This is a genomic window from Paraburkholderia ginsengiterrae (genome assembly GCF_001645125.1).
Classification (GTDB): Bacteria; Pseudomonadota; Gammaproteobacteria; order Burkholderiales; family Burkholderiaceae; genus Paraburkholderia; species Paraburkholderia ginsengiterrae.
On sequence record NZ_LXKA01000376.1, the window covers coordinates 1 to 11,539 of the forward strand.

Genomic DNA, 11,539 nt, shown 5'->3' on the forward strand with positions numbered 1-11,539 from the left:
TCATTGCCGAGCACCAGCGGAAAGCGATAAGGCAATAGCACCTTCAGCTGCCCCTCGCGGATCCGCCAATCCAGCGGGTTCACGCTGGCCGCATGGACCCGGATCCGGACGTCTCGCGGGCCGAGCGCCGGTGTCGGAAGCCTGCCGTGCTCCAGCACCGCTGGCCCGCCGTATTTACGTATGTAGAACGCTTCCATCAGGAACATCTCCCTGCACAATCATTGAATCTCGTCGATGCCCACGCAAGTCGCTGAAGAATGAGTAATGGCAACCGTGCGGTGAAACACGCGAACCTCATGCTCAGACTGTTCCCTGCTGCTGGAGACGCAGGCACGGGCACCCGGTTCACAGCGCGATGTGCTGGACGACCCAGCGGCTGACTGCCGGCGGCGCCAGACGTGTGGCTAGCGACAGAAGTCCCGCCTGCAGGCCGACAGTCCAGTGCGTTTTGTGAATGAGTTTCCTTGTCGTCGCACAAGTCCACACGGTGGATGCGACATCAGCCGGCATAAGCCGAATGCCAAGTGACTTTGCACTTGGGATATGGTCGAAACCATCAGCCATTGCGGTCTTGACAAAGCTCGGCCAGATATCGCTCACGCGAATGCCGAGCTTGCTCCATTCGAGGTCCAGCCCTTCGGTGAATCCGCGCACCGCAAACTTGGTTCCGGAGTAGGTCGCAAGCTCGGGCTGTCCGTAGATCGCGGTGGCTGACGCAATATTGATCACGTGGGAACCGGGGGTCCTTTGCAGGTACCGGAATGAGCAGTGACAACCTGTGATCATTCCCCGCACGTTCACGTCGAGCATCGCATAATGTCTGGCCATGGGAACCTCCTCGAATTGCCCTGATGAGAGAATTCCCGCGTTATTGAGCAGCACGTCGAGCCGCTGGCCACTTTCGGCCCAGAACGCCGCGAGCGCCCTCTGCCACGCTTCAGGATCGCTCACGTCGAGCTCGCCAGAAACGGCGTTGCCCTCACCCAGGGTCGCGGCGACCGTTGCGGCTCCGTCCGCGTTGATATCGTAGAGGCCCACGAACCACCCGCGCCGCGCAAACAGTTCGGCGCAGGCGCGACCGATGCCGGAAGCCGCACCCGTCACGAAGATGGTTGGCCGCCCTCCCGGGATAAGCGACTCGATCGGCGGTTGAATCACGTGACTATTCCCTGCCCCATTAACATGCGTGTTCATTTCGACTACCTCCTTCGCCTGCCCAACCTCCAGATCTGCATCGCATGTGGCGACCAGCAAACACCGCATTGACCACAAGATCCGCCCGATTCTACGGACACGCATCCAATCGCACCGTCCTATCTTATCGGAGTGCTTATCATGACCTACGGATCGATGATCCGTAGGTTTGCTCTCTCACGCGGACAAACGACGCGTACATGGGTTAATGACCAGGATCATGGGTTCTGCGACGCCCACATGTCCCGCAGCTTCATCTTGTCGATCTTGCCTACTGCATTCTTCGGAAGACTGTCGACGATGTTGATTACCACGGGTCTCTTGTAACGTGTCAGCTGGCTGGTGCAGTGCTCATCCAGCGCATCCGTACTGCCGCTGAATCCCGGGCGATACGTGACGTAGGCTATGACCGTTTCGCCAAGGGTCTCGTGGGGAGCTCCGATCACCGCCGCCTCGAGCACACCAGGAAACTCCGACAGCACGTCTTCAATTTCCCTGGGATAGATATTCTCGCCACCGCGAATGATCATTTCCTTCAGGCGTCCGACGATGGAAAGGTAGCCATCCTCATCGATACGCCCGATATCGCCGGTGTGCAGCCAGCCGTCGACGATTGTCTTCGCCGTTTCTTCGGGCTTCCCCAGGTAACCGCGCATAACGTTAGGGCCGTGGATCAGCACTTCGCCTGTAGCGCCCTGCGGCAGGTGCAGGCCGCGCGGATCAGCGATCGCGATGCGCTGTCCAGGGAAAGGCAGACCGACAGTGCCGGCCTTGCGTACACCATCCAAGGGATTGACGGTCGACCCGCAAGTGCCCTCCGAGAGTCCGTAACCCTCGATCAATGGAAAGCCGTAGCGGGTTTCAAAGCTCTTCAGCAGTTCCGCCGACGCGGGCGCTGCGCCGCAGATGCCGTACCGCAAGCTGGACGTGTCGGGTTTGACATGGTCCGGCAACGCATTGAGCAGCGCATAGATTGTCGGCACACCAGAAAAATACGTCGGCCGAAGTCGCTCGACGTCGTCGAAAAAAGTATCGATGTCGAAGCGCTCCCGGAGCGTGACCCGGCCGCCTGCTGACAGCGGTGACAAGGTGCTCACCAGGATGGCGTTGACGTGAAAGAGCGGCATCACAAGGAGGCAGTGGTCCGCTGCTGTAACCTTGAGCGAATGCCGGCCCATTTCCACCATCGCTTCGATATTGCTGTGATCGAGCATTACCCCCTTGGGCAGGCCTGTGGTACCGCTGGTGTAGATCAGCAGAGCCAACGCGGCAGGATCGTCGAACGGTACCCCGGTGTGGGGTTTCTCTCCGTTGAGCGCGGCGACCGGCAGAGATCGAATGTCCGGGACCACGGTTTCCCCTGTGGCATTGATCACCAGCGCCGCGCCCGAATCGACAATCTGATGAGTCGCCTCCTTGCGGGTCAGGCTAGGCTTGACTGGGGTGACGGCCGCACCCAAACGCCAGGCAGCGAACATCGTCACGACGAACTCCACCTGGTTAGGCAGCATGATCGCAATGACGTCCCCCGCCCATACACCGAGATCGGCGAATACACTCGCCGCTGCGAGGACTCTCGAATGGAACTCGCTGTTCGACAGGCTGGTGGTGGCATCCTCAACGCACGGAGCGTCGGGTGCCGACGCCGCACGCAATTCTGAAAGTCTGGAAAAACGCATCGCTATTCTCTACAGGAAAGTTGTCGTGAATATAGGCTCGGATCACTCGGCGACCCGAAGATGTCTGGTCAGAAATCGCGTCTGGTCCGACACGATCTGTTCGAAGTCGTCGCCCAAGTAGAAGTCAAAGTGCCCGGCGGAATAAAGCTTGATCTCGCCACGCGGCGCCCGGCGAGCCAAGGCGATGGTCTGATCCGGTGGCGTCACGGTGTCGGTGGTGCTCACGCAGAAAAGGATCGGAATTTCAACCCTCCGGGCCGAGCGTCCGGGCCGATAGGTAGCGATTTCGGGGATCACCCGCGCCGCAACGTGATTGACGAATTCCCCCCCCTTCGGCATCAGCGCCAGATATCCGGGCAATGCGTCATGGGCATTCATCAAGGCCGGCTTGCCAGGTGCCGCTGCGATTGGAACCATTACCGGCGGCCTGCCAAACATTCGGGCCGCGAAGTCGCGCACAACGGTCGGCGTGATTTTCATCGACCCTCGCACGCCTAGCGCGGCTGCTGAGGCCAGTCCATCTGTAAACGGACACTGGCTGACCGCCGCCAGCAGTTCGGGATGCCGGCTGGCCACCTGGATCGCGTGGCCGCCGCCAAACGAGCTGCCCCAGACTGCAACGCGGCTGCCGTCCACATCGCCGCAGTCTCTGACAAAGTTCAGCGCGGCGTCCCAGTCCGCAAGCTGGCGCTTCACCGACATCAGTTGCCTGGGTTTGCCACCGCTGTCGCCGAAATAACGGTAGGTGAACGCCAAAGTCGCCATCCCTGCGGCGGCAAAACGTTCCGAAAACGCGTCGAGGCGCATCTCGCGAACCGCGCCGAGCCCGTGTCCGAGGACCACGACTGGCGGCCGCGTCACCCCAACCGGCAAGTAGAGCCAGGCAGAGCAGTAGGTTTCGCCCGAGACAAAACTAACATCACGGCGGGTGAACTGGTAAGGAGGCGCTGACATGGAAATATGGTTCATTTTTTCCCACCGCTACTGGGCAAGGGGAAACGGCCCTGCTCAAGAGCCTCGCTATAGATTGCGGGGTCATACAAGGGTAAATCGCCGTCCCGGGCGGTTCGCTGCAGGTATTCGACCATCAGCGATTGCGCCGTCTTTGACGGGGATATCGTAATGAACTCCGCACGCTCCAGATGCAGTCCGTCTTCGAGCGACATCGATCCCCCGAGGTACACCGCACGCTTGATTGCCGCTATCGCGTCTCTCGAACGGGAACTCATGTACTCAGCAAGGGCAACGGCGCGATCGAGGAGCTCATCGGGCGGCGCCACTTCGTCGACCAGACCGATTTCGAGCGCTTTCTTCGGAGACACCGGCCGACCTTCAAGCATCATCATGAGGGCACGGTGAGCGCCGACCAGTCGCGTCAATCGCTGGGTGCCGCCGCCACCGGGATGGATTCCAAGAAGCACCTCCGGCTGCCCGATGAAGAAATCCCCGTCTGCCATCAGACGGACGTCGCAGGCTTGCGCAAGCTCGCTGCCCAGGCCCAGCGCGGACCCGTTCAGCGCTGCGACGAAGATGATGCCGCAGCTGTTCATCCGCAGAAACGTGTCGTGCAGCTGATCCAGTTGCATTCCGCCGTCCAGCGGCGTGATGGACGCGACTGCCGCCAGTGGGGGGACCTTGCGGACTGCGGCGGACGTGTGGGCGATCGCGGATGCCATGCCGCGCCCGACGGACGGGATACTCTTTCCTCCTTCCTGCAGCCAGCGAACGTCGGCATGCCCGATGAAACGCCCCGGATGCGTTCCGGTCAGGACCACTGCAGTGACGGCTGCGTCCGATTCCACCCTGTCGACCAGCGCCGAAAGCTCTCTGGCCATGTTCAGCCCCATCAGTCCAAGCGGGCCTCCTTCCAGCCGCACAATCAGTACGGAACCGCGGGCCTCCACATTGAGGTGCCCGGGCATCGGACGTGTCTTCTTCATCTCTCAGATCCTCTGAAGCGTGGAGCGCGAATGCAATCTCCATCAATAGTTTTCAGCGCCGGCTTTTATTGGTTTGCCCTCAAGCCACGAATTGTTTCGTCGGCGCCCGTGCAAATAACATCGTTATTGATTAGAATAACTTCGTTATGGAGCCATTGCAATATGTCCACTGCCAGGTCAAACCCTGATGTACGCGCGCGCCTCATCGAGGCAACGATCCGCCTGCTTGCGACAACTGGACCGTCCGAAGTTAAGGCACGCTCGGTGTCGAGCGAGGCGGGTCTGTCGACTATGGGCGTCTACACATATTTCGGCGGCGTGCCGGAACTTCTTCAGTCAGTTGCCGACGAAGGGCTTCGACGGCTCGCCGCCGCCTTCGAGCTGGTCCCGGATACGGATGACCCAATCGCCGATCTATGTTCAATGGCCCTCGCACACCGGGAAGTGGCACGTCGCAATCCCCATCTGTATGACCTGATGTTCGGCCTGTCGATCCACGGAAGATATAGCCTCTCATGGGGTACTGCGGCGCCGGTCTCGAGCGAACGCTCTCCAGCGTTCAAGGCAGCCTACTCACAACTTGTCAAGGCGTGCACCCGCCTGGTTGATGGCAATTACGTGAGAAAAATCGATCCCTCACTCATAGCCATGCAACTGTGGAGTGCCGTGCATGGATTCGTCATGCTTGAGCTTGCGGACCACTTTGCGGACGTAGCCGATCCCGCTCTTAAAATCCTTGTGCCCATGTGCAACAACCTCGTTGTCGGCCTCGGCGCAGTACGTGAATCCGTGGAGTCTTCGACCGCTACCGCGATTGCGGAAGCCGCGTCACTTGAAGGTCGATCGGCCAGAGATCGCACCCAGAAGTCAGGGAAAGCTAGGGCAAAATAAAGATTGATTCGGCGTTCGTTCGAGTGCACGCAGCACTGACGGACATTGCCGATGTCTGACGGAGATTTCGTCTGCTTTTTGCATGACCGATGAATGACCGCGTCGCCGCAGTATCTGGTCCATGCCACCATCCGAGGAAGGGAGGGGCGCTTCAGAATTCGGAAAATAAGGCACGCTATGCCTCCTCGCCTTCCCGATGCGGACCTGCCCATGCTACGGCAGGCCAGACTGGAGATCTCCCGGTTCCCGAACAAGGAGCGTGCCTGCGTGCCAGGGTCTTCGACCACGCCGAGTCGACGGAATGCTCGCAATATCGCGCCCCATCGTGTTGCCTTCCGCAATGTCAACAGCGTCGGCACTCGGGATATTTAAACTATCGCGGCTCAATGGCTGGCCCGCACGTACCCCTGTCAATGCTTCGCAGTATGTCTCGGGGACAACGTGGTTTGCTAGACCTTCGTTGTTAGGGATCCGGTGCAAATCGGAGCCACCGGTAGGTTAAGCTCGGGTTTTGACGAGCACGAGCAGGCTATGGGTAAGCTGGTAGACATCGACAGGCTATTCAACGGCCGCCACTTTGACCGCGAAGTCATCGTCCTGTGTGTGCGTTGGTATCTGCGTTACAAGCTCAGCCTTCGAGACCTCGTTGAAATGATGGCCGAGCGCGGGCTATCGCTGGCGCACACTACGATCATGCGCTGGGTCAAACGCTTCACGCCCGAGTTCGTCAAGCGCTGGGACCAGTTTGCGAAATCCGCTGGTCGTTCATGGAGAGTCGACGAGACGTATGTGAAAGTTCGAGGCAGATGGGCCTATCTTTATCGTGCAGTTGATCGCGCGGGAAAGACAGTCGACTTCCGGCTCAGCGCCAGGCGCGATGTTGCTGCGGCAAAGGCTTTCTTGGCGAAAGCGATCAGGAGTCAAGGGCGCGCTGCGAACACCATCACGCTGGACGACTACGCTGCGTCTCACCGCGCGGTGCGCGAAATGAAGGCGGAGCAGTTTCTGCCCGCGGACACGACGTTGCGATCGTCGAAGTATTTGAATAATTTGATCGAGCAGGATCATCGCAACATCAAGTCCAGGGTCAATGCAATGCTCGGCTTCAAACGCTTCAGGAATGCGGCCATTACGATATCGGGCATCGAACTGATGCATCGCATTCGCAAAGGTCAGTTCAACCTCGCACGATTGCGCTTCAAAGATACCACTGCGCCTGCTGTTTGGAAGGCCGTTCTTTCAGCATGATGATGCAATGGTGAACACGCCGATTTTCGCTCGCGCCCATAATTTGCACCACAGCCAACACTACCTGGTCGAGAGTGCTGTTTGTAAAAATCCTGAACTGGTCAATTACGTTCCCCGACCCGTCGGTGATCGCGTTATTGGTTTCATCGTCAGTGTCCTCTGTCCAGCCCGTGCCGAGGTTTGTTATTGCGGTACCCGTGGGATCGTAGGCGTCCAAAGAGAAAAGGCCTGCATCCTGTTCGTTTATTCCGGCGCTTGCGTCCATTTTCGCCCCCGACTGGTGGTTGCTAATTCACGTCAAAAAAAGATAGGTACATTCCCCTTTCGCGATCCTGGCCGAAAGACACCGGGTTTCCGGTGACACGCACCGTCGCGAATTCTCCAGGTCTGCCGCTTGGCGTCGCGGCGTTAAACCACGGCGAAGGAGGGGCGGCAAACAGTTGCGGACTGTCCGAAATGGACGTCTGGTTCCACTTGACGGCACCTGCGACATTAGCGCCGGCACTATAGTGGTTCCCAAATAGGACAAGCGTTTCATCCATCAGGCTATACAATTGCATCGCGTACTGAGTCGGACCGCAGCTGTAACCCGGTGCAAATGGCAGTCCGTCTCTTTCGATATGCGAAGGTCCATGGTGAGATAAACGAGTTCCCCACGGCTCTTGCCGCCGTAGCAGGCGAACAATTCTGGATTCGCTTGCGGATTCAGAGACTGAACCAACCGGAAACGTGCGGGAAGAATGGACCTCGCTCGCAGCTCACCTTGCGCATCAACGAGGATCACTTCAGTTTCTTCGCCTTGCATGACAGAAACAAGCAAGTTGCCCTCGGGCATCGAGCGCACCTGGCCCGGCGCACCACCTCCGACCAATTGCTTGGAGATTAATTTCTGCCATTTGACCGTCCCGTCGGCATTTACCGCGGCGATCCAGTGAAAATCGGTTCGTTGACCACCAGCAGCGTAGCGAGTAACCCCACCTGTCAATGCGAAACCGCCCAGCCAGGCAACGCACCCGTCAAGGAACGATACCTGCGCGACATTGCTTCCGGCTTGCGGCGTTACGAACTGTTTGCTAATGAGCTGTCCAGTCTCATTGAGCTTAACGAGCATTCCGCTGATCGCCGGTTTTCGCGGCTGCCCGAGATCCATCCTGCCGCACAACAAGACCCCCCCGTCCGGCGTTGCCATAGCTCCCACGAATTCGGGGTAGGAGCCGCCTGGCTCGGGATTGACGGACGTCATTGTGTATCGCCAGCGAACGGTACCGTTCCTGTCGACGTACGTGGCCCATGCGGCTTTGTCCTTCGGCATGCGACCCGCAATGACAAAGTCTTCGTCGTTCAGCCTTTCGATGGTTGCCGGATCCGGTATCGATCCCTTCTCTATGACAACCTCACGGACCAGATGAAACGTATCGGCGGCGTTACCCTCTGCGTGCGCACTCGGGGCCAAAGATAACGCGAGGACTAACGTAAGAATCGTATTCTTCATCATCGTGCAAACTCGCGTTGGACTACCGTCGCCTTGCCAACGAGCGAGCGGGCGCGCGATATCTGGTGAGATCGCACCATTCGTTGGATTGCGCCTTCAGTACATTGCAGACCAAGCCTGGCGAAAATTGGCCCCGCGTGGCGCTTGAGATAAAACGGCCCCGGGAAAGGGTCTCCCCGCGACCTATCCGATTCTCTCGCTGGATCGTAGACCGGCAATGTTAAATAGGAATGCTAAACGAATGGACATCGAAGAATAGTTGTCCATGAGTGGCTCCCCGAAGAATACGACCAATGCGATCTACGCCACGAAGGCAGTCACACGCCGCATCGCGTAGCACCAAACCCACGGCTTTGTCGGCGCAGCCGGCCTACGGTTTAATCGTTACATTTTGTTACTTCGTTTCCGCAGTTAATACCATCAATTTATGGCTTTCAAGTCAAGGTTAACCACTATGGGGCCCTTCAGAAAACGGAAAATAAAACACGTTAAGCGGACAACGCCCGTCTGGCTCGGGCTTCGCGCTACCGCGCGGCGAAGGCCTGAGTCATCTGACGTGCCCGCTTGACCTCGTCGCTTTGCAGGTAGCGGGAGGTGGTCGCGATCGAGGCGTGGCGCAGGTTGTCCCGAACCGTCGTCAGTTCCGCGCCACGTGCCAGAGCATGAGTGGCATGGGTGTGCCTCATCCAGTGCGGGCTGGCACGTCGCAGTTTTTCGGCGGCCGCAGGATGGTCGTCCGCGATGACATCAGCGACCCGGTTGAAGAAGCGCCGCATCACATTCCACAGGCGGGTGCCGGTGATGCCGGCTGTGCTGTCCTCGTCGAGGCTCGCGATGAGCGGTGTCCTGGGCTCCCAGCGCGCCGGTGTGACGGGCAAACGACGCTGTGTGAGATACCGATCGAGCGCTGTGTGCGCCAGCGGCGGCAGCGCGACCTTGCCGGGGCGACTCCCCTTGCCGACCAGATGCAGCCAGTGATCGCCATGCTCGCTCACGCGGACGTCGCCGAGTGTGGCACCGACAAGCTCACCCGCGCGCAGCCCGGTCGCGTAGGCAAAGTCGAGCAGAAAGCGCAGCCGCTGCACCGCCGGCTCCGACCAGCCGTACGACCACTCGAGCCCCTCGGCGATCGCGCGCATCAGCGCCCATTCACCTTCGGTGAAGCCACGTGACGTGTCGAGTGGCGTCACGCGCGTCTTGCCACGCACTTTAATGCCGGCAAAGGGATTGGCAAGCACATAGCGCTGCTCGATCAGCCAGCGAAACAGTGCGCCGATTACTGACAGCGCGTACGCGGTCGAACGCGCAGACAGGTTGCCGGTGAAGGGCCTCCAGTCCGGCGCAGTGCGTGGTCTCGGCGGCCCGACCCAGCGCTCGCGCGCCGTCAGACGGCGCAGAAACGCCCGGTACGCAATCGCGTCTTCCGTCGTCATGGTAAAACCCAGGTCCCGCGCTGATCCGAGACGCAGCGCAGGAAGGAATCATCCAGAATCCTTCCTGGGAACAAGCCGTGACGTTCGACATCGCGGACGACGAGCAGCACCACGATAGAAATCCTCGTTACTGCGTATAAGCCACGAAGCCACAATCAGGACTACGATATATTAATGCCCGCGGAGGAACTTCCTGCTTCGGCGTCTCGCGATGCGATCACTGTATCAATTGCGGGTCTCGCCACCGTTGGCGTGTCGGTTGGATGCATATGACGGAGTGCGCCGGGACACTTGAAGGAGTGGCGAACAACAGGGTCTGTTGTAGCCGAAAAATGTGCCCTTACCCTGGCTCGCTTGCCCATGGGTCGCCAAGCCGGAAGTGCAGCGTCAGCGCTTTTCGTCGGGACTACATCTCGTTCGCAGCGATGCGGCTTGGCAACAGAGCGCCCGTGCGCTCGAGGACCGGGTACGCGGCTGCGGCCACAATATGCGAATTGATGAGCTTCAGATCACGAAGCAGATCGAGGTGCAGCGCACTGGTTTGGGCGCTGTCTATGCGACCGGCGCGCAGCCGCTCAAAGTGCGAGGCCGTTGCGGCAGACTCCGCTTCCCTGAAGGCCACCTTTTCGTCAGCCAGCATGTGTGCGGTGCGTGGATCCTCCGTCATGAAGAGCGACGCAGCGGTACGCAGATTGGTCATCAGCCGGTCCATCATGGCCAGCAGGTCCGCTTCCCCTTCCTTCGAAAACGCGAGTCCGCGCTTTACGCGCTTGGTGGCGTGCGGGAGCAGATTCAGATCCACCACATCGCCCGCCTGCTCGATGTTGATCACGAAGGTCAGGATTTCGTGCAACCGCCGATGGTCGTCCTCGACAAGCTGTTCCGGATCGAGCGACGTCAGGTACGTCTTGATCGCTGTATTCAGGCTATCCAGCACGTCATCGTGCCGGCGGGTTTCCGCAATCAGTTTCCGGTCGCCCTCTACCAGCGCCGCGCGGGCACCCGCCAGCATCTCACCGAGCACATCGGCCAGCCGCAGCGCCTCACGTGCCGCATTGCCAAGCGCCACCATTGGAATCTGGCGGGCGGCCGGATCGAGATACAGCGGCCGCGACGGGTCGGCCGAATCAGCGCGCGGGGGCAGCAGCCGGCCTAGCAGGCGTGCGTACGGGGACAGCACCGGCAGGAACAGGCAGGCCAGCACCAGATTGAAGAGCGTATGAAAATCGGCCACCACCCGGGCATTGTCAGGTTCAAGCGTGACCATGAGCCGGCCAAGTGGCCCGAGCGCGGCGAGCGCCATTACGATGCCGACGCCACGCGAGAGCAGATTGCCTAACGGCAGCCGCCTCGAGGCCGGATCGCCGGCGGTGCCCCCCTCCACCAGTGGATTGATTGCGGTGCCGAGATTCGCTCCCAGCACCAGCGCGAACGCGGCATCGGGCGGGATCACATTCTGCGCACACAGCGACATGATGAGCAGGACGATCGCGACGCTCGAATGCGCGGCCCAGGTCAGACCGGCCGCCAGCAGCACATCGACCACCGGCGCGGTGGATGCGGCACCCAGCAGCATGCGCAGGCTGGGCGCATCCTCGTAGTCCGTCATCAGCCCGAGTAGCTGGTGAAGCGCAAGCAGCATCAGGCCCAGGCCAATCAGCA

General features: G+C 59.9%; 10 protein-coding genes and 1 pseudogene. 2 read left to right on the forward strand and 9 right to left on the reverse strand.

The window, feature by feature from the left end; all coding sequences use genetic code 11:
• The 5 genes from A6V37_RS36000 to A6V37_RS36020 all read right to left on the reverse strand — a co-directional run.
• Window positions 1-197, reverse strand: a 197-nt coding sequence (locus A6V37_RS36000) for an alcohol dehydrogenase catalytic domain-containing protein (protein ID WP_425262295.1), incomplete at its 3' end; no start/stop codon positions are given.
• A gap of 148 nt (window positions 198-345) precedes the next feature.
• A complete protein-coding gene (locus tag A6V37_RS36005) occupies window positions 346-1,194 on the reverse strand; it encodes an SDR family oxidoreductase (RefSeq protein WP_082902811.1) in 849 nt (282 codons plus the stop codon).
• A 218-nt stretch (window positions 1,195-1,412) separates the two neighbouring features.
• Window positions 1,413-2,873, reverse strand: coding sequence for a class I adenylate-forming enzyme family protein (locus A6V37_RS36010; RefSeq protein WP_064270274.1), 1,461 nt, complete (start codon window positions 2,871-2,873; stop codon window positions 1,413-1,415).
• A 42-nt stretch (window positions 2,874-2,915) separates the two neighbouring features.
• Window positions 2,916-3,842 (reverse strand): alpha/beta hydrolase, encoded by a 927-nt coding sequence (locus tag A6V37_RS36015; protein ID WP_064286871.1) that lies wholly within the window; start codon window positions 3,840-3,842, stop codon window positions 2,916-2,918.
• The gene (locus A6V37_RS36020; protein ID WP_082902808.1) at window positions 3,839-4,813 is read right to left on the reverse strand and encodes an enoyl-CoA hydratase/isomerase family protein; all 975 of its coding nucleotides are present in this window, start codon (window positions 4,811-4,813) and stop codon (window positions 3,839-3,841) included. Before A6V37_RS36020 ends, A6V37_RS36015 begins: the two co-directional genes overlap by 4 nt.
• Before the next feature lie 162 nt (window positions 4,814-4,975).
• Here A6V37_RS36020 and A6V37_RS36025 point away from each other — a divergent pair, with 162 nt between their 5' ends.
• Together A6V37_RS36025 and A6V37_RS36030 are read left to right on the forward strand one after the other, a co-directional pair.
• Window positions 4,976-5,704, forward strand: coding sequence for a TetR/AcrR family transcriptional regulator (locus A6V37_RS36025; protein ID WP_064270272.1), 729 nt, complete (start codon window positions 4,976-4,978; stop codon window positions 5,702-5,704).
• 531 nt (window positions 5,705-6,235) lie between these two features.
• Window positions 6,236-6,952 carry an IS6 family transposase gene (locus A6V37_RS36030; RefSeq protein WP_064270271.1) on the forward strand — a complete coding sequence of 239 codons (717 nt, stop codon included), beginning with the start codon at window positions 6,236-6,238 and terminating at the stop codon, window positions 6,950-6,952.
• Here A6V37_RS36030 and A6V37_RS41110 read toward each other — a convergent pair.
• The 4 genes and pseudogenes from A6V37_RS41110 to A6V37_RS36045 all read right to left on the reverse strand — a co-directional run.
• A complete protein-coding gene (locus A6V37_RS41110; protein ID WP_064270270.1) occupies window positions 6,903-7,217 on the reverse strand; it encodes a hypothetical protein in 315 nt (104 codons plus the stop codon). The genes A6V37_RS36030 and A6V37_RS41110 overlap by 50 nt on opposite strands.
• 276 nt (window positions 7,218-7,493) lie before the next feature.
• Entirely contained in the window at window positions 7,494-8,447 is a 954-nt protein-coding gene (locus tag A6V37_RS36035) for a hypothetical protein (RefSeq protein WP_064270269.1), read from the reverse strand.
• Window positions 8,448-8,968: 521 nt separating this feature from the next.
• Window positions 8,969-9,880, reverse strand: a pseudogene (locus A6V37_RS36040) (tyrosine-type recombinase/integrase); the annotation flags it as partial.
• Between the two features lie 403 nt (window positions 9,881-10,283).
• A partial coding sequence (locus tag A6V37_RS36045; protein ID WP_075643618.1) for a Na/Pi cotransporter family protein occupies window positions 10,284-11,539 on the reverse strand: 1,256 nt, incomplete at its 5' end.